The organism is Priestia sp. P1_B12_1 (assembly GCF_056406695.1).
Map to the genome: position 1 here is coordinate 17723 of NZ_JBFTZR010000015.1, position 20971 is coordinate 38693.

The window sequence follows — 20971 nt, forward strand, 5'->3', positions numbered from 1 at the left end:
GTGATAAAATGGTAGCTATTACGCACGTTGGATTAGCTGTACCTGATGTAGAAAAAGCCGTGCAGTGGTATGGGGAAGTTTTAGGTTTTAAGCTGATTGCCGGTCCTTATAAGTTTAATGCGAAGGAAGAAAAAGCTGAAAATATGACTCAAGATTTACTGGGGTCTCATATCAAAAAAATGAAAAATGCTCACATGACAGCTGACAACCAGGTAGGCATTGAACTGTTTGAATTTAATAAGCCGCAAATGCCTCTTGTATTAAAAGACAGCGATGAGCAGTATCAAAGTTATTTTCACATGTGTTTAATAGCCGATGACGTGGAAAAGTTGGCGGATAAAATCGAACAATCAGGTGGTAAAAAGCGAAGCCAAGTATGGAATACAAGACCTGGAAAACCTTATTACTTGGTTTATTGTGAAGATCCGTTTGGGAATATTATTGAGCTATATTCACACAGTACGGAGCTCATGTATGGGAATAGAGAAGAATAAAAGCTTATCCAGATTTTTTGGATAAGCTTTTATCTTTTCATAGCTGTCCGTAGCCGTATACTTTTGCCAGCTCTTCAAAGGTTTTTGATGAATACGTAATAGTTACCGATGTTCCTACTGCCACTTTATTGAATAATTCTTCGACATCCGCATTATGCATTCGTACGCAGCCGTGGCTTACATATTTGCCGATGCTATCTTCTGAGTTATTCCCATGAATAGCGTATGTGTCGCCGGTTGTTCCGTTTGCATTAAGCCCTAGCCAACGAGAGCCAAGAGGGTTATTAGGAGCGCCTCCTGCAATATGCCCTGTATAGTAAGGACGATTTTTAATTTTGTTGACAATCTTGAAAAAACCTACCGGCGTATCGCTCCATGTTTTTCCAGTAGCTACTGAATACGTCTTTTCTAACTTCCCATTATGAAAATAAGCAAGCTGATTTGTTTTTTTATTAATAATAATTAAATATTTACTTGCTGTGTTTTCACTTGCATTCGCCGCACTTGCTGTATAAGAAATACTGATAATAGCTGCGAGACACAACGCCGCTGCTCGCAGTAGAATTTTTCTCACGTTCTAGCCATCTCCTCTATTGTTCGTTTACATATTTGATGAATTACATGCTATTAGTGTATAAAAGGAAAATGTACTGAATATGAACCTTTCCTGAATGAAAACTGAAAGTGCATCTTATTTATAAACGAATATAAAGTAAAAATCTGGGCAGAAATACAACTAAAGGTCTGGTACATATCTCATGAAAAAGAGAAAAACGAAAATGCACCTTGTCTGTTTAATTTAGGATGTATTATCATGAAGGTTTGAAATGAAGGGCAGGAGGTGGAACAAACAGATGCTTAAAGAATTTAAAGAGTTTGCTTTGCGTGGAAACGTATTAGATTTAGCTGTCGGGGTTATTATTGGAGCGGCATTTGGAAAAATTGTCACGTCCCTTGTAAATGATATTATTATGCCGCTGATTGGTTTGTTGTTAGCAGGGATAGACTTTAAAGATTTATCCTTCACGGTTGGAGATGCTACGGTATTATATGGATCTTTTATTCAAACAATTGTTGATTTCTTAATTGTCGCATTCTCGATTTTCTTATTTATTCGTTTCTTTAATCGTTTTAAGAGAAAAGAAGAAGAGAAAGTAGAGGAAGAAGTGGCTGTTCTCTCAAAAGAAGAAGAGATTTTAACAGAAATTCGTGATTTGCTAAAAGCACAAGCAGTGAAAGAGCGTTCATAACAGCAATTTTTACATACGTATAAAACGGCTAAGAGGCCCGTCTTTTCATAAGAAAAGCGGGCTTTTTTCGTGTGAAATTTCTCCGGAAATGTTAGTGGTATGATTATGGGAAAATTAGGCGTGAAAGCGAGAGAGGTAGGAATGTTAAAATCATATTAAAAGTGTTAAGATATTGTAAATAGGAGGCTTAAGGTTATGTTTAAACATTTGTATCGTTCTTTGCCAATGCTGGCAGCGTATGTCCTGCTTAGCGTTTTTTTATACAGTGTTGTTATGTTTAATGTGTCAAATGACACAAAAATGTTGTTTGATTGGGCCCAAATCCATACAGCTGGGTTCGTAGTATTAATAGGAGGATGCTCACTTGTTTTATGGGCGCTCACTTTCTATTTGCTGCTTCGATTTAATCACATAGAGAGAATACAAGATTCGCAGTGGTATGCCATTTTTACGGCAATTGTGTTTTCAATTGCTGTAGCAGCCGTTTCTGCTATGGTTTTTGTTATCTATCATATTGATATACATAATCCAGGCAAAACAATAGAGTGGATGCAAGCATATCCCGAACGCTATCTTTTTACGGTATTTTTACTTTCGCTGTTAACACTAGCGATCATTATGCTAGTAGGGGAAGCTTATTTAGGAGCTGGAATTACCTTTGTTCTGTATTTTATTTTAGCTCTTGTAAACTATTACAAAAAAATCTTTCGAAATGAACCGTTGTTCCCGAACGATTTTATTCAGGCGAGCCAGTTAAAAGAAGTTATTCCGATGATTAAAGATTCGATTTCAATTCCTATTGTAATAGGAGTTATTGGATCTATTGTCGTACTGCTCGCTCTTTGGTTTTTCTTGCCGAAAATTAAAATTCGATGGTTTCTTCGAATTATTATGATTCTGCCGCTCATCTTTTTAATGAAATCATTTTTATTCTTTGAACACTCGTTTGCTCAAAAATATTATGATCAATATGCTGCGCTGATGCCTTGGAATCAGCAAAATAATTATTACTATAATGGACCTGTTATTGGCATGATTTCAAATGTTAAAACAGATGTGCTGCAAGAGCCGGATGACTACTCAGAAGAAGCTATGGCAAAAGTGGCAAAGCGCATTCAGTCAAAGGAAGAGAAAACACAAGAAAGCAAGACTGAAGTCAAACCAAACGTTGTGTTTGTGATGAACGAAACATTTTGGGACCCAACAAAGCTTAACGTGACGTTCTCTGAAGATCCAATGAAAAATACAAGAGAACTTCAAAAGAAATATCCTTCCGGATGGTCTTTAAGTCCTTCGTTTGGCGGGGAAACAGCTAATGTGGAGTTCGAAGCGCTGACGAGCTACTCTTTGTCTTTCTTTAACCCTGGAGGCCTTCCTTATCAGCATGTATTGAGTAAAAAAGAATATCCGTCTTTTGTTTCTTATTTAGAAAAGCAAGGCTATGCTACAACGGCTATGCATCCAAACAGCGGCATGCTTTATATGAGACAAAATGTATATCCAAACTTGGGATTTGATCAAGTGAAGTTTATTGATGAAATGAAGCATACACAAAAAGATAACAAAGAGTTTGTTTCTGATGAAGCAGTAGTTGATGAAGTACTCGATACGCTTAGCCAGTCGAAAAAGCCTGCATTTGTGCATGCTGTAACGATTGCAAATCATCTTCCTTATTCGGCGGATAAGTATAATGGTCAGGAAACCATTAAGGTAACCGGTAAAGGGTTATCACCGGAAATGCAAAAGGAAATTGAAATTTATGCTGAAGGAATTAAACGTTCAGATGCTGCTTTAAAACGATTGAACGATGAAATTCAAAAGCTGGACGAGCCGACCATTGTAGTATTTTGGGGAGATCATTTGCCGGCGCTTGGCCAAAACCTTCAAGCTTACAAAGAAACGGGTTTTGGAAACGAGAAAACGCAGCAAACATCTCAAAAATTTTATGAAACGCCGCTCTTATTTTTATCTAATTACGATACGAAAATAGATAAAAATCTCGGTACGATGAGTCCTATTTATATTGCTCCGACGCTTGCTCAATCTCTTGGTTACAAAAGTAATCTGTTCTACGATCAGTTGAATCAAATGAAAACAGAAGTGCCGGCTTTTCGTTCAAATATGTATATAGATTCGAAAGGAAAGCTAGTCGATGATCCGGCGGCGCTCTCTAAAAAAGCTGCAAAAGACCTTCAAGATTACCATGAAGTTGAGTTTGATACATTATCCGGGAAACAGTACGAAACGCATAAGTTGTATAAATAAAAATAAAAACTCCTTTTAATATAAAAGGAGTTTTTATTTTTTAAGTGTTTAAGGTTGTACTAAAAAATAATTCATGTATAATATTTTAAGGTTAAAAGTAAACTTTAAGTTAAGTAAAACAAAACTTGAGTTTGGAACAGCATGAACAATCATTCATGCTGTTTGCTAATTTTAAATACAGTTGAGGATCGAGAGTATGGAAATAGGAAAGAAAATTAAAAATTTACGATTAAAAAAAGGTTTAACACAAGAAGAGCTAGGAGAACGTACTGATTTAAGTAAAGGCTATATTTCGCAGCTAGAGCGCGATTTAAGTTCACCGTCTTTAGAAACATTTTTTAGTATTTTGGAAGTGCTAGGGTGCGAACCGAAAGAATTCTTCGAAATTGATACGCATGTTCAAAAGGTTGTATACAGAGAGGAAGACTACACGAGTTATTGCGAAGATGAAAAAGGTTACCATATTCAGTGGCTTGTGCATGAATCAAATGAAAAAGAAATGGAGCCCATTCGTCTTATTCTTCATGAAAAAGGCGCATTTAAGAGATTTGAGCCTTCCCTTTCAGAAACGTTTGGCTACATTTTGCGCGGGTGTGTGAAGGTAAAGCTTGGAGGCAGAATATATGAAGCCAAACAAGGAGAAACCATCTATTTTCAAGCTTCTGAAGAACATCAGATTTTAAATGCTCATGACGGAATAACAGAGTTAATTATCGTGGCGACAGAGTCTTATTTATAGAACAAAAGAGGTGAAGTGAAATGACATCTACGAATACAATTATTCAATTTGAAAATGTGACCAAGCAATATGATAATGATTCAGTTGTATTGGATCATGTAAGCTTTGAAATTGAAAAAGGGAAATTTTATACCCTCTTAGGTCCATCGGGATGTGGAAAGACAACGATTTTACGATTAATTGCAGGCTTTACGGAAGCCTCAAGCGGAACGATTTATTTTAATGGGAAAAGAATTAATGATGTCCCGGCTAACAAACGACAGGTTAATACGGTTTTTCAAGACTACGCGCTTTTCCCCCATCTGAATGTATTTGAAAATGTAGCATTCGGTCTTCGAATCAAGAAGATGAAAAATGCTGATATTGCAATAAAAGTTAAAGAAGCCCTTCGTTTTGTTAACTTAGAAGGATATGAAAACAGAGAAATAAAGGAAATGTCGGGCGGCCAAAGACAGCGTGTAGCAATTGCACGAGCAATTGTAAACCAGCCCGAAGTCATTTTGCTGGACGAGCCGCTTTCAGCTCTTGATCTAAAATTGCGTACAGAAATGCAATACGAGTTAAGAGAATTACAGCGTCGTCTAGGTATTACGTTCATTTTTGTTACGCACGATCAAGAAGAAGCGCTTGCGATGTCCGATGAAATCTTTGTTTTGAATAAAGGAAGAATTCAGCAGAGCGGGGAACCTACAGATATTTATGATGAGCCAATTAATCGTTTTGTTGCCGATTTTATTGGTGAATCAAATATTGTACCAGGTAAAATGATTGCTGACTTTTTAGTGGAGTTTGGCGGCCAGCAATTTGAATGTGTCGATCAAGGATTAAACCAAAATGAGCAGGTTGAAATTGTGATTCGCCCTGAAGATTTAGCCATTACAAGCTCCGATCAAGGAAAGCTGCAGGTTCGTGTAGATTCACAGCTGTTCAGAGGAGTCCATTATGAAATTTTAGGCTATGACCATGCAGGGAATGAGTGGCTCGTTCACTCTACGAAAAAGGCAACGGTTGGGGAAGAAATTGGTTTATATTTTGAACCTGAGGCTATTCATGTTATGCGATTTAACGAAACGGAAGAAGAATTCGATAAGCGACTCGAAGGTTATGAAGAGGATTACGATGCAAACTAAATCAAGAAATATTTACTTAGTCCCGTATGTGTTATGGATTTTGCTTTTTGTAGTTGCTCCCATTGTATTAGTTGTCTATTATTCTTTTTTCAACATCGATAATGAGCTGACGCTTGAAAACTATAAGAAATTTTTTACTCCGGTTTATTTACAGATGACGCTGAGTTCATTTTGGTATGCCTTTTTAATTACGTTATTTTCCTTGGTTTTTTCTTATCCTACAGCTTATTTACTAACGAAGCTTAAGCACAAGCAACTTTGGCTTCTACTGATTATTTTACCGACGTGGATTAACTTATTATTAAAAGCTTATGCTTTTTTAGGTATATTTGGCACGTATGGTACGGTTAATAAGTTTACTGAATTTCTAGGACTTGGTACTCATCAAATTTTATTTACTGACTTTAGTTTTGTATTTGTATCGGTGTATATTTTTATCCCCTTTATGATTTTGCCCATCTTTAACTCTTTGGAAGAACTTAATCCCTCGCTTATCTACGCTTCGCGAGACTTGGGGGCATCTTCATGGGTGACATTTAAACGCGTGGTATTTCCGCTAACGCTAGAAGGGGTTAAATCAGGTTGTCAGGCTGTTTTTATCCCAGCACTATCCCTCTTTATGATTACGCGTTTAATTGCTGGAAACCGCGTCATTACACTGGGAACAGCGATTGAACAACATTTTTTAGTGACGCAGGATTGGGGCATGGGCGCCACCATAGCCGTCTTTTTAATTATTGCGATGGCCGTTATGATGCTCATAACAGGCACTGGAAAGAGAGGTGTGTAAAATGAAGAGAAAGTGGAAGTTCAGCCACCTTTATTTATTTCTTGTATTTTTCATTTTATACGCGCCCATTTTTTATTTAATGTATTACTCTTTTAACAGCGGAGGAAACATGCGTGAATTTGAAGGGTTTACGTTAGATTGGTACAAAGAAGTGTTTCAAGACACGCGTTTGCTTATTATTGTTTTGAATACTCTTATTATTGCTCTACTGTCTTCGGGTATTTCAACTATTATTGGCGTGATAGGGGCACTTGCTATCGTATACGTGAAGCGCAGACGTGTTCAAAATACGCTGTTAACATTTAATAATGTGTTAATTGTGAGTCCAGATGTTATTATTGGCGCATCTTTTTTAATTCTATTTACCATTATCGGTGTAAAGCTCGGATTTATATCGGTATTATTAGCGCATATTGCATTCAGTGTACCGATCGTGGTCATCATGGTTCTGCCTAAGCTGCAGGAAATGAGTCCGACACTGCTTGATGCAGCCCGTGATTTGGGCGCAAGCCGCTTTGAAGTACTTTCAAAAGTGGTATTGCCATTTATTCGTCCGGGTATCTTTGCAGGCTTTTTTATGGCTTTAACTTACTCTTTGGATGATTTTGCGGTTACGTTCTTTGTGACCGGGAACGGTTTTTCTACGCTTTCAGTAGAAATTTATTCGTTAGCAAGAAGAGGGGTCTCGTTGAAAATCAATGCTCTTTCTACTCTTATTTTCATGTTTACCGTGCTGATTGTAATTGGTTATTACTTTATCAGTCAGCGATATAGCAATAAAGTGAAAGGGGTGGCGACTGGAAAATGAAGCAATTAGCAAAGCCGTTTATCTTCATCGTCATCCTTTCTTTCGTTCTTATGTATGTGGTTCATCATTTGAACAATGCCGAAGGATACTCTGGAGGAGATACGCTGACCGTCTATAATTGGGGAGATTATATTGATCCTGATTTAGTGAATCAGTTTGAAAAAGAAACCGGAATTAAAGTCATTTATCAGACCTTTGATTCGAATGAAGCAATGATGACAAAAATTGAACAAGGCGGTACGACATTTGATATTGCTGTGCCTTCTGAGTACGCGATTAGCAAGATGCGTGAAGAAAATTTGCTATTGCCAATTGATCATTCGAAGCTGCCTAATTTAAAATACATTAATCCGCGTTTTTTAGACTTATCCTTTGATCCTGGCAATCAGTACTCTATTCCTTATTTTTGGGGAACTGTGGGTATTGTGTATAACTCTGATATGATTCATGGCAAGAAGATAAAAAGCTGGAATGATTTATGGGATCCTAAGCTGAAAAATCAAATTTTACTTGCAGATGGCGCTAGAGAAGTGATGGGAATGGGGCTAAACAGCTTAAATTATTCATTAAATGATACGAATAAAGCCCATCTTCAAGAAGCAAAAAGAAAGCTTGATACATTAACACCAAATGTAAAAGCTATTGTAGGAGATGAGATTAAGATGCTCCTAGCAAATGAAGAAGCGGCAATTGGCGTTGTTTGGTCAGGCGATGCTTCTGAGATTATGAGTGAAAACGATAAGCTGAATTACGTTGTTCCAGAAGAAGGTTCGAATTTATGGTTTGATAACATGGTTATTCCAAAAACGGCTAAAAACGTAGAAGGCGCACATAAATTCATGAATTTTATGCTGGATCCTAAACACGCTGCTCAAAATGCGGAATATGTAGGATATTCTACGCCTAATAAAAAAGCGTTAGAATATTTGCCGAAAGAAGTAGCGGAAGATGAACGTTTTTACCCAGAGGAAGAACTAACAAAAAAGCTTGAGGTATATAATAACTTAGGCAAACGAATGCTTGCTTATTACAATGAATTATTTTTGGAATTTAAAATGCACCGTAAATAAAAGGAACTTAATTAGGTCTTTGTACTCAAGTTCTTTATTGTTTTTGTAAATTCAGTTGCGTGATAGCAAGAGGAAAGATAAAATACAAACGAGTAAAGCTAATAACATTTATTTTATGTTATTAGCTTTTTTATTTGTAAAACGGGAAAGATAAGAAAAAATTGAATGTTCTATTATTCATCCAGAATTTATATTTCACATTATATAGGAGAGAAAAAGTGAAGCAAAAACAAAAGCAGCATATTCAATCCATTTATTTTCTACGGTTATTCGCTATGATGATGGTTGTGCTCGTACATGTAACAGCAGCATATGCAACGGTACTGCCATTTGCAAGCGAAGCTTATCAGAAATATCATTTTCTTAACCGAATTGTTCGAATTGAAGCAGGGATCTTTATTGTGATTACAGGTTTGGTTTTCTTTTATAGTTATATTAACAAGCCTTTAACAAAGACTTTATGGAAAACGTATTATGCTCGAAGAGTGACATATATTTTGGTTCCCTATATTGTTTGGGCACTTATTTATGAATTTTATTCGTACTATGTAGGAGCAACAGAATTAAATGCAGCTGATATTGTGAAACGTATTTTACGCGGAGAGTCCTACTATCAGCTTCATTTTATCTTTTTAATTGTACAAGTTTATCTCGTGCTGCCGGTTTTTGTATGGCTAGCACAAAAAGTAACCATTTTTAAAAAATACATGTGGCTGTTTGGCATTATCATTCAGCTTGGTTATTTAATGCTTAACAATACGTATCATATCACTTCATTTAATTTGTTTTTAAATACAATGGCTACGTTTTTACTTGGCGGTTGGATTGGCATTTATTATCGCGAACAAGTGGATAAAAAGTACAGTCGTTCGAATATTGTATTATTTCTGGTGACGCTCGGAGCGGGAATAGCTATTTCACTGTTAAATTATCACTTGTACACAATGAAGACAATCCAAATTTCAGGCTTTACGTATGAGGCTGTTAATACGCTTTATTTGGTCGCTGGAAGTTATTTCTTCTTCCGAATTGCAGAGATATTAGCTGAAAAGCTTTCTGTGAAGTCCGTGACGATTGTTAAAAATATTGCCATGTACTCGTTTGGATTTTACTTGATTCACCCGATGGTTTTAAACTTTGTGGCAAAAGCAGTACCAATACAAGGAAACTACATGTTTCACATTGAAATTTTGGCACGCTATATTCTAACATTAGCAGGCTGTTACCTCATCATTTGGGGATGTCATCGTCTTTTACCGTTTGCTAGCTTTTTGTTTGGTAAACTGCCAAAAGAAGCGGTGTTCATTTACCGACGTCCTGATCATAAATAGCGTTTAGTTAAAAGTTATGTCTGCTTGCAGGCATAACTTTTTTTATAAAGTATAAGAGATGATAACACGCTAGTTTTAAAATATTTTTAAAAGTGACATGCTAAGATAATGCTTACTTAGGTACTCACAAAAGGGGGAATTTGATATGCGTGTACTTGTGGTAGAAGACGATGCTTCATTATTACACGGTATCGTAGAAGGCTTAAAAGAAGAAGGATATGAAGTTGATTGTGCGTCTGAAGGAGATGAAGGTTTGTTTTTAGCAGAGCAGAATATTTATGATGCTTTGATTTTAGATATTATGCTGCCGGGTATGACAGGACTTGACATACTAAAAAAGCTAAGAAAACAAAAGGTGCTGACGAAAGTTATTTTTCTCACTGCAAAGGATAGTGTAGAAGATCGAGTGAAAGGACTCGATTATGGAGCTGATGATTATTTGGTTAAGCCTTTTGCCATGGCTGAACTTTTTGCGAGGTTAAGGGTGATGCTCAGAGACTTGCAGGCAGAAGAAGGCATGATTTCATATGGTCCCATTTCTATACGAGAAGACAATCATGAAGTTATGATAAATGGGAGTGCCCTAACGTTAACGATTAAAGAATTTCAGCTTTTGGAATACTTTATTCGAAATAAAGAACAAATCCTTATTCGAGATCAAATTTTTAATCGCGTATGGGGATTTACATCTGACGTAGGAGTGGGTGTAGTAGACGTCTATGTTCACCATTTAAGAAAGAAGCTTCAGCCTTTTAATTGTGACGGTTATGTACGTACAGTGAGAGGCGTAGGCTTTATGTTAAAAGGGGAAGAGCATGTTTAAAAAGACGAGAATCAGGCTTGTGTTATTTAACACAATCGTGCTGATGGTTATTTTGAGCATTTTTAGTTTAGTTTTATATTTTTATATGCAGCATGTTATTTTTTCAAATCCAGACAATCGGTTAAGTGAGATGAGTGAGCAGGTAAAAAAAAGAAATTTACATGAGATTCAGGAAAATAATGAGAGAGAAACAGAAAGACGGGTTGCGTTTTTACTTTGGAGCGGTGATAAAAAACTAATCAAAATCACACCTAAAAAAGGGTTATATACAAACGATATTGACGACTTTAAGCCTGCGCTCTCAGAAGGAAAAGCCCAAACGTCGCAAGAGGTAAACGGTCATGCTTATCGAGTGATGAATGTGAAAAACGAAGGGTATATAAAAGATCAAGACGTTTCAACGATTCAACTTGTCTTAAACGTAGATCCAGAAACTCAAACCTTAGAGCACCTTGCTTTTCTTCTTATCATTTCAGCGTTTATCGGACTGCTTCTTTCGCTTGTGGCTGGCTTGTTTTTAGCTAATCGAGCGCTTGTACCTATACAAAAGTCGTGGAACAAACAGGTCGAATTTATTGCAGATGCTTCCCATGAGTTAAGAACGCCTCTTTCCGTGATGCAAACGCATCTCGAGCTATTGTTTAGACGACCAAATCATACGATCGAGCAAGAAAGCGAAAATATTTATCAAAGCTTAAACGAAGTGAAGCGGATGACGAAGCTGGTGGGTAACTTACTAACACTGGCTAGATCTGATTCAAGTGCGCAGCTGCTAAACAAAACGGTCTTTAATATGGGCGAGCTGGTTGATAAAGTAGCTAATCAATTTGAGCCCATATTTGAACTAAAGGAGCTGCACTTCACAAGGGAAATTGAATCGTTAATGTGCGGAGGAGATCAAGAACGACTTCATCAGCTATGTATGATTTTATTAGATAACGCTTTTAAATACACGCCCTCTGGAGAAAGCATTCACATCAGTCTAAAGAAATATCATCACTCTATGACGTTAATCGTTAGAGACACAGGTGTTGGCATTGAAGCGAAAGACCTTCGATATGTGTTTGATCGCTTTTATCGAAGTGATAAGAGCCGAGCACGTGCCGAAGGAGGGTCAGGTTTAGGTCTCGCGATTGCTAAATGGATTGTACAAGCTCATGACGGAGAAATTAAGGTTTTTAGCCAAAAAAACGTGGGTACGGAATTTCATGTGAAAATTCCGCTATGAAAAAAAGCTGCCTATCATCAGGCAGCTTTTTTCATCACTTTTTTGGTGGCGGTCTTCCACGCTTTCCATGCATTAGCAAGTAACAGGCCAATTAATAAATAGGCAAGGCCGCCAAAAACTAAGTAATCTATAGCGCTAATCGCCCCCGCAAGCAGCCCAAATTTTATTTGGTCTTTATACTTGGCAGGAGAAGTTGGCGGATCCGTCACCATGAAGAAGGCTAAAAATAAAGCGGAATTAACAAAAGGAGCTCGTAAAGCATCTGCTACATCGCCTACTCCTATTAATGACATAATCGTGAAAATAGCAAAATACACCCCCAAAAACGCAAATACTTGAGGGAATTTATTTACCTTGCTCGTCACAAGGTACCCCGTCACAAACACGAATACAATGAGCCATACGGGTAGTAAAGATAAGCTTCCCCACCAGCTTTGGCCGCTTGAAAAGACAATAAGTGAAAAGAGAAGACCAAAAGCAGCAGGGTTAAAAATAGGCTTCTTTTTTACTTTTACGAAGTGCTTCGATAAAATCGCAACAGCTACAGTGCAAAATGTGACCCAAGCAGGTGTAGAGGTGCTGAGTACTAAGGCAATAATTAATCCAGTAATAATTCCGCCGTCAGGAAGCTGAATTTTCTTTTTATAAGCAAAAGAAAATCCTAAATCTAAGGCGGCCGCCGAGCATACGGCAAGTAGTAGGTGTCCTAATCCTTGAAAGGCAGAAGAGTTGAATTCACCTAATAAAGTTAAAAGCAGAAGCATAGCGATTACATATCTTTTAGGGGTTTTAACTAGCTGCGCCCAAAGACTTATTTCTTTTGGTTTGTTTTCATCTACAATAATATAACCTTTTGGTGTACTGATATATTTAACACCGCTTCTTCGTTCAGAACGTGTGGTCATAATTTATTAATTCCTCCATATCTGATGTAAAAAAAGGAGTGAAACTAGAGTCGAAGAGCACGCCGCGTATGTCGGCATCATTCAATAAATTTACTCCTTTTTCCGCTCCTAAAATAAAAGCTGACGTAGATAATGCATCGGCCAGCATGGCAGAAGGAGCAATAGCTGTGCAACTCAACAGACTGCTTCGAGTGGATGGAGATAAGGGATTAACCAAATGATGCGTTGATGGATGTGTCTTATTTTTTCTAGCATAATTTCCTGATGTGCAGACAGCCGTATCTGTTACACGTAAATTCAGTAGTGACTGCGTTTGAATCACAGGGTGCTGAATCCCGACTTTCCACAACTCTCCGTGTTGATTGCGTCCTTTAACTAGGATGTCTCCTCCTGCATTAATCATAAAATGCTGATAAGGAAGGGAGCGGGCAGCCAAATCAATCGCCAACCCTTTGGCGACCGCTCCAAGATCTATAATCATCGGTTTTTGTAAACAAACCGTTTTTTTATGTGTATCCAATACGATGTCTTTATAACTTCCAGAGTCGACTGCTTCGTTCACTTGTACGGGTTTTCCATATAAGTAATGTTCATTAAAACCGCGGTTTTCTAATTGCTTTCCTACCGTTGGGTCAAAGATTCCATGCGTTTCATTTGCTACTAAGATAGCGAAATCAAGAGCTTCAAATAATAGAGGACTAACAGAAACAGGCTCTTTGACATGTCTAATTAGTTTCATAACTTCGCTTGTGGCATCAAATCGACTGCATGTCGTTTCAACGGTTTTAAAAATAGTAAATGCCTTTGAGATATGGTGAAGGACATTTGCTTCTTCTGATTGGGGAGCAATTACTTGAATGGAGACGGTTGTTCCCATACATAAGACAGAGCGGCTATACGTTTTTATGGACATCATTCGTTTCTCCTTTATGCATTCACTGCTTGCTGAAGTGCGTCGTCCACAGCATTTTGAAAATCTTCTGTACTAAGCGTTGCTCCGCTCACGACGTCGACATCTGAGCTTTGTCTTTGTACGACTTGAGCCGGAAGGCCCTCAATGTAACTTTGAGAATAGTGAGTATCCGCTTGTGTAATTTCAACTGTATCAATTCGGTCGTTTTTAATGGTCACGGATACGTAGACAGTTCCGATACGGTTGCTTCCTTGGCCAGAATACGTTCCATCTTTGTATTTTGTTTTAGGAGCAGAACTTTCGGCACTCGCTGATGACTGTTTCTTATTAGAGGAAGCAACATCTTCTCCCCAGCTGTCATTGACAATCGTTTGATTGTCTGTTTGATCCGTCGTTTTCTTCTGATGATGAGCCGGGGTGACTTGAACAGCTTGTGCATCAGATAGAGTGTTTATATAACCAGTTGCATAAATACTTCCAATGGCTACGCTACATGCAGCAATCATCGTTTTTCCCATTTTACTCATGTTTGTTGAACCTCCTGATTTATACCAGAACTATAGTTTCGATTATTGATGGTGATCTTTAGCATAAATAAACTTTACAAATAAACTTTTAAAAAAGATTTAAAATCAAAAAAGTTTTTTTGAAAATAAATAATCCAAGTGAAAAGGTCATTTTAAATAATGAAAGGAGAAGCTGGAATTTCTTTCACAAGCCTAGCTATTTTGACATACGTAATAATAGTTAATATTTCTGTTTACTATCTAAACGTGCATGATAAAATAGAAAAGATGAATATGTGTTAGGAGGAACATCAGTGAAAATTAAGCTTGGCCTTTTATACGGAGGAAAATCCGCTGAACATAAAGTATCTTTACAAACAGCTCTAGCAGTTTCAAAAGCAATTAATCACGATAAATATGAAGTGCATCCAATTTACATTACAGAAACAGGAAAGTGGATTCGCGGCACACAGCTGACTGGTCCGCTTGAAACAGTTGCTCAATTAGAAATTCAAGATAACGGAACAGCTATTTCACCAGTTTCATTGAATACAGAAATGTTTGCATTAACAGATTCAAAAACAGATGATCAGCTAGATGTTATTTTCCCACTTCTTCATGGTCCAAATGGAGAAGATGGTACGGTACAAGGATTATTAGAATTATTAAATATTCCTTATGTTGGAAACGGTGTATTAGCTTCAGCAGCTGGTATGGATAAAGTTGTAATGAAGCAGCTGTTTGCACAGGCAGGTCTGCCTCAAGTAGAGTACGTATCATTTATCCGCCGCGAGTGGGAAGCAGATCGAACGGCTGCTTATGAAAAAGTAGAAGCACTTGGATACCCTTGCTTTGTTAAACCGGCAAACTTAGGTTCAAGCGTTGGGATTAGCAAATGTGATAACCGCGAAGAGCTAGAAGCGGCTTTTGTTGAAGCTTTCTTATTCGATCGGAAAATCATTGTAGAAGCAGCAGCAGTTGGCCGTGAAGTTGAAATTGGTGTGTTAGGGAATGATGAAGCAGCTTGTTCAGTAGTTGGAGAAATTTTACCTAAAAAAGCGTTTTACGATTACAAAGCCAAATATGAAGACGGCGATACAGGTCTTATTATTCCAGCTGAAATTACAGAAGAACAGCATCAAGAAATGTCAGCACTAGCAATCAAAGCATTTAAAGCAATTGATGGATCTGGTCTTGTACGTGCAGATTTCTTCTTAACATCAGAAGGTAAATTCATTATTAATGAAGTGAATACGATGCCTGGTTTTACACCTTTCAGTATGTTCCCGTTATTGTGGAAACACGCAGGTGTTGAATATCCAGATTTAATTGAAAAACTTGTATCACTAGCAATTGAACGTCATACCGAAAAGCAGCAAATTAAACACACAATGTAACTCACACAACACTATTCATCATGAATAGTGTTTCTGTGTTTAGTTTCAATTAATGTTATCCATAGTTTACTTTATATCGAGAGGAGCAAACCAACAATGATTAAACGTACGCTTACACAGCTAGCTGCAATGATTCCAGGAAGTGTATTCCATAGCGGGAACGAAGCAGCTGTAATTGAGGGAGTCTCAATTGATACGAGAACCATTCAGCAAGGTAATTTATATATCCCAATTAAAGGGGAACGTTTTAACGGGCATACATTTGTTCATAAAGCAATTGAAAACGGAGCGGTCGCTACACTGTGGAACAAAGATGAAGAAAATCCACCGACAGACATTAGTGTTATTTTAGTCGATGATACGCTAGAAGCTCTTCAGCAATTAGCGAAATCCTATCGTCATGAGTTGGATATTAAAGTAGTGGGCATTACAGGAAGTAACGGAAAAACAACGGCAAAAGACATGGTGAAAGCTGTGCTTGATACAACTTACCGTGTTCTGAAAACAGATGGAAACTTTAATAATCATATTGGCATGCCGCTTACTATTTTGCGTTTAGATGAAACTCATGATATTGCAGTTTTAGAAATGGGCATGAGCAGCCGAGGGGAAATTGAGTTTCTTTCTAATTTAGCGGAGCCTGATGTGGCCATTATTACAAATATCGGAGAATCGCACCTTCAAGACTTAGGAAGCCGCGATGGAATTGCGGAGGCGAAATTAGAAATTACAAGCGGTTTAGCGCCAACAGGTCAGCTTGTCTATAATGGTGATGAGCCACTTTTAACATCACGCGTAGTTAATCCAGTATTTGAAACGGTGACATTTGGCAGCTCAGAACAAAACGATTTATATCCAAGTGCTATTTCAGCTGAAGAGTTAGGCACCACATTCACTGTTTCACGTGAAACAACATATTCGTTCTTTATCCCGGTATTAGGTAAACATAATGTTCACAATGCGCTTTCTGCTATTGCGGTGGGTCATTATTTTGGACTAGACAATGAAACAATCGCTAAGGGATTAAAAGAATTAAAGCTAACCAATATGCGTATGGAGCTCGTGAAACGAACAGATGGCCTGACCTTCATTAATGATGCATATAATGCAAGCCCAACGTCCGTTAAAGCTGCTATCACGCTGATGCATGATTTAGAAGGCTATAAGCAAAAAATTCTTGTTCTCGGGGATATGCTTGAATTAGGCGATCAGGAAAAAGAGTTCCACAAAGAAGTGGGAGAGTTTATTCAAGCAGAAAAAATTGATTATGTTCTAACATACGGCCCCTTATCTGTTGAAATTGAGCAAGGAGCAAAAAATAATTTTGCAGAAGATAAGGTAATGCACTTTGAGGAGAAAGATGAGCTTGTTAAAAAATTAACAGCGATTACAACAAGAGAAGATGTGGTTTTAGTGAAAGCATCTCGAGGGATGAAGCTTGAGGAAGTTATCTCAAAAATGATGCATAAATTACCGTGATATTAAAAAGAGTATAAGTAAGCTCTATTGCAAACGGAAAGCCATAGTGTTATGATGTAGTCTGAGTGTCTTGAGGCGCTTATACTCTAAACGTTGAATTTATTGAAGTAGTCGTTTAGAGCATTTTCCGTTTCCTCGGAGAATGCTTTTTTTTGTAAAATATAGATAGTCTAAATATAAAAGGAGTTTGAAAAACTTGGCATTATTTCAAGATTTAGGATTAAGTCAACAGCTTAATAAAGCTGTGAGTAAAATGGGTTTTGAAGAAGCAACACCAATTCAATCAGAAACTATCCCATTAGCACTAGAAGGTCACGATTTGATCGGACAAGCACAAACAGGAACAGGGAAAACAGCGGCATTTGGTATTCCTCTTATTGAAAAAGTTGATGTAAACGTAGATGCAATTCAAGGGTTAATTATTGCTCCTACTCGTGAACTTGCTGTACAGGTATCTGAAGAACTTTACAAAATTGGTCAAACAAAGCGCGTACGCGTGCTATCAATTTACGGTGGTCAAGATATCAGTCGTCAAATTCGTGCATTGAAAAAGCACCCTCATATCATCGTAGGGACACCAGGGCGTATGCTAGATCATATTAATCGTCGTACACTTCGTCTACAAGATGTTCATACAGTTATTTTAGATGAAGCAGATGAAATGTTAAACATGGGATTCATCGAAGACATTGAAAAAATCTTATCAAACGTACCTGAGAACCACCAAACACTTTTATTCTCAGCAACAATGCCTACTCCAATCCGTCGCATTGCTGAAAAATTCATGAACGAACCAAAAGTGGTAAAAGTACAAGCAAAAGAAGTAACGATGCCAAACATTACGCAGTATTATTTAGAAGTACAAGAAAAGCGTAAATTTGATATCCTTACTCGTCTTTTAGATATGCAATCACCTGAATTAGCTATCATCTTTGGTCGTACAAAGCGCCGTGTTGATGAGCTATCAGAAGCATTAAATATGCGTGGTTATTCTGCACAAGGTATCCATGGTGACTTGACGCAGTCGAAACGTCTATCTGTACTACGTCAATTTAAAGAAGGTTCTATTGATGTATTAGTTGCAACGGACGTAGCTGCACGCGGACTTGATATTTCTGGTGTTACTCATGTATACAACTTTGATATCCCTCAAGATCCAGAGAGCTATGTACACCGTATCGGACGTACAGGACGTGCTGGTAAAATGGGTGCTGCTATGACATTTGTAACGCCAAGAGAAACTGGACAGTTACACAATATTGAGCGTACAACAAAACGTAAAATGGAGCGTCTTACTCCTCCAACGCTTGATGAAGCAATGGAAGGTCAACAGCGTATTGCAGCTGACAAATTAACAGAATCTGTGACACAAGGCAACTTATCTTACTACAAACAGTTGGCAGAAGAGTTACTTGAAGAGCACGATTCAGTTTCATTAGTGGCAGCAGCAATCAAATTATTTACAAAAGAACCAAACGAATCACCAATTCAATTAACTGCTGAACCACCGGTAATTGCAAAAGGTGATAAAAACAAACGTGGAAATGGCGGAGGTCGTTCACGTTCTAACTCTAAAAACTACTCACAGCAAAATCGTCGTGGAAACTCAAAGCGTTTTGGTGACAAGCGTCGCGGTGGAAGCAACGGCAGTGATAATAGAAATCGCAATAGCAGCAGTAATCGTAAAGATTCTCGCAGCAAAGCGTAAAATAAAAACGAGCCTTAACAGGCTCGTTTTTTTTATGTGTTAATTGCTATTTTATTGGTGCACACTATGAGTAAAATAAAATGGGGTGTTCACTGATGTCGACCATTGTTCGGTTAGGTTATGTGGCGATGAGCGTTCATTTGGAAAATAGTTCTCCTTCTCAAACAATGACTTTTGCACAATTTCAGCGTGTGAAAGACCATGAAGCGGCCATTCGCAAGCTCGAACGTATTGCAATATCCAACTTAGAAAACTGCTTACGGTTATTAAAACACAATGCGTGGAGTGAAATTGAGTTTTTTCGATTCAGTTCTAAGTTAATTCCATTAGCTAACCATGAGGCGCTAAAAGAGTGGAACTACATAGCTCCTTTAAAAGATGCTCTTCAGCGTATTTCTGTATTTTTGAAGGAACATCCAATGCGAGTAGATTTTCACCCGGATCATTTTGTTGTTTTAAACTCAACGGATAAAGAGGTTTTTAAGCATTCTATCCAAACTCTTCGCATGCATCAAAAATTGCTGAAAGGAATGGATATTCCGCTTCAAAATCGCTGTGTTTTACATGTTGGAGGAGCTTATAATGATAAAGAAAAAGCACTGGAGCAGTTTATTCATAATTGGGGGCTTGTACCTCAATCCCTTCAGCAAATGATTATGTTAGAAAACGACGATACAACCTTTCATATAAAGGACGTCTTGTATTTATGTGAAAAACTAAATGTCCCAATCATTTTTGATCTTCATCATCATCAGGCAAACAACGATGAAACTTCATGGCAAGAGCATTGGGACCGTATCATTAGAACGTGGGAACAGGAAACGCTTCCTCTAAAAATGCATATATCTAGTCCTAAAAGTGATAAAGAATTTAGAGCCCATGCAGATTATATCGATGTTAATGGGTTTTACAGCTTTTTAAAAGAAGTAAATGGAACGATACCGCAAATTGATTGCATGATTGAAGCTAAGAAAAAAGATGAAGCGCTCTTTCAGTTAGTAAGAGACTTGAAGTCTTATGAAGATGTGGAATTTATTAACTCATCCACTTTTTATATTAAATCTTAAAGCAGGCCTCATATCTGTGGCTTGTTTTTCTGTTTGAACGCGAGAAAAGCGAGAAGAAATCCAGCAATACCTCCAACGAAATGAGCTGTGTTGTTGGTTCCTGGCGTTAGCAGACCTGAAAGTAATCCAATAATTAAAAAGACGACAATGATTTGCTGGTTACTTTTAGAAAGCACGTGCTTTTGTTTTATTACAAGGTAGAGGTAAAACCCAAGCAGCCCGAAAATGGCACCGGATGCACCCACATGGCTGTAGAAAGAAGATTGGATTAGAAATGTAACGATATTTCCAAGCAATCCACACGTAAGGTAGAATAGAAGAAACTTATAAGAAGAAAGAATACGCTCAGCACCTGGACCTAACAAGAACAATGAAAATGAGTTAAATAGAAGGTGTGAAAAGCTTAGATGCAAAAAGATAGGTGTGAAAAGTCGCCAGTAGTCTCCTTGAGAAATTAAGCTATTCACACCAATAAGCTGATGTATAAAAGATTCTGCAAGGTGTGAGGGAAGAGCGGCAAGTAACCATAGCGCAATGTGGATGCAGATAAGCGTGAAGGTAACAGGATAAAAACGTTTAAATTCAGCTGCATTTTCTGTGCGTACGAACATATTTGTCACTCCTTTTTATAAAGGCATTTTTATATACTATTCTGTAAGAGAGGATTAAATGAAAATGATTATAGGAACTGGAATTGATATTACAGAGTTAGAGCGGATTGAAAAAATGGTGCAGCGTCAAAGTGCTTTTGTTACTCGGATTTTAACAAAAAATGAAAAAGAACGCTATGAAAAGCTATCAAGCCGACGTAAGGTCGAATTTTTAGCAGGAAGATTTGCTGTGAAGGAAGCATATTCGAAAGCTCTTGGAACAGGAATAGGAAAAGATTTCAGCTTCCAAGATATCGAAATTGTGAATGATGAAAGAGGAAAACCCCACATTGTTACAAAACAACCGCTGGACGCGTCTGTACACGTATCTATTTCCCACAGTGCGCACTATGCGATTGCTCAAGTAATTATTGAACGCTTGTCAAGCTAGTCTGCATATTCACTATTTCTTGTTCAT

At 37.7% G+C, this 20971-nt stretch carries 21 protein-coding genes; 16 read left to right on the forward strand and 5 right to left on the reverse strand.

Annotated elements, in window-relative coordinates:
* Positions 1-8 precede the first annotated feature (8 nt).
* On the forward strand, positions 9-494 hold the full coding sequence (locus tag AC1D0Y_RS25840) for a VOC family protein (protein WP_060745926.1): 486 nt from the start codon (positions 9-11) through the stop codon (positions 492-494).
* A gap of 37 nt (positions 495-531) precedes the next feature.
* Here AC1D0Y_RS25840 and AC1D0Y_RS25845 read toward each other — a convergent pair whose 3' ends face one another.
* Positions 532-1068 carry a L,D-transpeptidase gene (locus tag AC1D0Y_RS25845; protein ID WP_060745927.1) on the reverse strand — a complete coding sequence of 179 codons (537 nt, stop codon included), beginning with the start codon at positions 1066-1068 and terminating at the stop codon, positions 532-534.
* Positions 1069-1348: 280 nt separating this feature from the next.
* Between AC1D0Y_RS25845 and mscL the strand changes: the two genes are divergently transcribed.
* From mscL to AC1D0Y_RS25895, 10 genes are all read left to right on the forward strand, one after another.
* On the forward strand, positions 1349-1744 hold the full coding sequence (gene mscL / locus AC1D0Y_RS25850; RefSeq protein ID WP_025753425.1) for a large conductance mechanosensitive channel protein MscL: 396 nt from the start codon (positions 1349-1351) through the stop codon (positions 1742-1744).
* A 195-nt stretch (positions 1745-1939) separates the two neighbouring features.
* Positions 1940-4009 (forward strand): LTA synthase family protein, encoded by a 2070-nt coding sequence (locus AC1D0Y_RS25855; RefSeq protein ID WP_477708122.1) that lies wholly within the window; start codon positions 1940-1942, stop codon positions 4007-4009.
* A gap of 196 nt (positions 4010-4205) precedes the next feature.
* Positions 4206-4748 (forward strand): helix-turn-helix domain-containing protein, encoded by a 543-nt coding sequence (locus tag AC1D0Y_RS25860; protein WP_013054985.1) that lies wholly within the window; start codon positions 4206-4208, stop codon positions 4746-4748.
* A gap of 20 nt (positions 4749-4768) precedes the next feature.
* Complete coding sequence (locus tag AC1D0Y_RS25865) at positions 4769-5878, forward strand: ABC transporter ATP-binding protein (RefSeq protein ID WP_028410433.1); 1110 nt, start codon at positions 4769-4771, stop codon at positions 5876-5878.
* The gene (locus AC1D0Y_RS25870) at positions 5868-6668 is read left to right on the forward strand and encodes an ABC transporter permease (RefSeq protein ID WP_016762745.1); all 801 of its coding nucleotides are present in this window, start codon (positions 5868-5870) and stop codon (positions 6666-6668) included. The genes AC1D0Y_RS25865 and AC1D0Y_RS25870 overlap by 11 nt, the downstream gene beginning before the upstream one ends.
* Before the next feature lies 1 nt (position 6669).
* Positions 6670-7476, forward strand: coding sequence for an ABC transporter permease (locus AC1D0Y_RS25875; RefSeq protein WP_028410434.1), 807 nt, complete (start codon positions 6670-6672; stop codon positions 7474-7476).
* Positions 7473-8546 (forward strand): ABC transporter substrate-binding protein, encoded by a 1074-nt coding sequence (locus AC1D0Y_RS25880; protein WP_028410435.1) that lies wholly within the window; start codon positions 7473-7475, stop codon positions 8544-8546. Before AC1D0Y_RS25875 ends, AC1D0Y_RS25880 begins: the two co-directional genes overlap by 4 nt.
* Positions 8547-8764: 218 nt before the next feature.
* A complete protein-coding gene (locus AC1D0Y_RS25885) occupies positions 8765-9877 on the forward strand; it encodes an acyltransferase (RefSeq protein ID WP_060745929.1) in 1113 nt (370 codons plus the stop codon).
* A gap of 145 nt (positions 9878-10022) precedes the next feature.
* Positions 10023-10700: a response regulator transcription factor gene (locus tag AC1D0Y_RS25890; RefSeq protein ID WP_028410436.1), complete on the forward strand. Its 678-nt coding sequence runs from the start codon at positions 10023-10025 to the stop codon at positions 10698-10700.
* Positions 10693-11928 carry a sensor histidine kinase gene (locus AC1D0Y_RS25895; protein WP_060745930.1) on the forward strand — a complete coding sequence of 412 codons (1236 nt, stop codon included), beginning with the start codon at positions 10693-10695 and terminating at the stop codon, positions 11926-11928. The genes AC1D0Y_RS25890 and AC1D0Y_RS25895 overlap by 8 nt, the downstream gene beginning before the upstream one ends.
* Positions 11929-11945: 17 nt before the next feature.
* On the opposite strand, the gene AC1D0Y_RS25900 is transcribed toward AC1D0Y_RS25895, so the two are convergent.
* Genes AC1D0Y_RS25900 through AC1D0Y_RS25910 form a run of 3 tightly spaced genes read right to left on the reverse strand, consistent with a single transcriptional unit; the run spans position 11946 to position 14273 of the window.
* Positions 11946-12833, reverse strand: a complete 888-nt coding sequence (locus AC1D0Y_RS25900) for an RnfABCDGE type electron transport complex subunit D (protein WP_060745931.1) — start codon at positions 12831-12833, stop codon at positions 11946-11948.
* Positions 12817-13749 carry an FAD:protein FMN transferase gene (locus AC1D0Y_RS25905; RefSeq protein WP_060745932.1) on the reverse strand — a complete coding sequence of 311 codons (933 nt, stop codon included), beginning with the start codon at positions 13747-13749 and terminating at the stop codon, positions 12817-12819. Before AC1D0Y_RS25905 ends, AC1D0Y_RS25900 begins: the two co-directional genes overlap by 17 nt.
* Positions 13750-13760: 11 nt before the next feature.
* Positions 13761-14273: an FMN-binding protein gene (locus tag AC1D0Y_RS25910; protein WP_060745933.1), complete on the reverse strand. Its 513-nt coding sequence runs from the start codon at positions 14271-14273 to the stop codon at positions 13761-13763.
* Between the two features lie 293 nt (positions 14274-14566).
* Here AC1D0Y_RS25910 and AC1D0Y_RS25915 point away from each other — a divergent pair, with 293 nt between their 5' ends.
* From AC1D0Y_RS25915 to uvsE, 4 genes are all read left to right on the forward strand, one after another.
* Positions 14567-15649 (forward strand): D-alanine--D-alanine ligase, encoded by a 1083-nt coding sequence (locus tag AC1D0Y_RS25915; RefSeq protein WP_028410441.1) that lies wholly within the window; start codon positions 14567-14569, stop codon positions 15647-15649.
* 96 nt (positions 15650-15745) lie between these two features.
* Positions 15746-17128 carry a UDP-N-acetylmuramoyl-tripeptide--D-alanyl-D-alanine ligase gene (locus AC1D0Y_RS25920; RefSeq protein ID WP_060745934.1) on the forward strand — a complete coding sequence of 461 codons (1383 nt, stop codon included), beginning with the start codon at positions 15746-15748 and terminating at the stop codon, positions 17126-17128.
* A 196-nt stretch (positions 17129-17324) separates the two neighbouring features.
* Complete coding sequence (gene cshA / locus AC1D0Y_RS25925; protein WP_016762753.1) at positions 17325-18836, forward strand: degradosome RNA helicase CshA; 1512 nt, start codon at positions 17325-17327, stop codon at positions 18834-18836.
* A gap of 95 nt (positions 18837-18931) precedes the next feature.
* Positions 18932-19903, forward strand: coding sequence for a UV DNA damage repair endonuclease UvsE (gene uvsE, locus AC1D0Y_RS25930; RefSeq protein WP_028410443.1), 972 nt, complete (start codon positions 18932-18934; stop codon positions 19901-19903).
* Positions 19904-19911: 8 nt separating this feature from the next.
* Here the strand turns inward: uvsE and AC1D0Y_RS25935 are convergent, their stop codons facing one another.
* Positions 19912-20514, reverse strand: a complete 603-nt coding sequence (locus tag AC1D0Y_RS25935; protein ID WP_060745935.1) for a rhomboid family intramembrane serine protease — start codon at positions 20512-20514, stop codon at positions 19912-19914.
* Positions 20515-20578: 64 nt separating this feature from the next.
* On the opposite strand from AC1D0Y_RS25935, the gene acpS reads away from it, so the two are divergent.
* Positions 20579-20944 (forward strand): holo-ACP synthase, encoded by a 366-nt coding sequence (gene acpS / locus AC1D0Y_RS25940; RefSeq protein ID WP_025753519.1) that lies wholly within the window; start codon positions 20579-20581, stop codon positions 20942-20944.
* Positions 20945-20971: the final 27 nt, after the last annotated feature.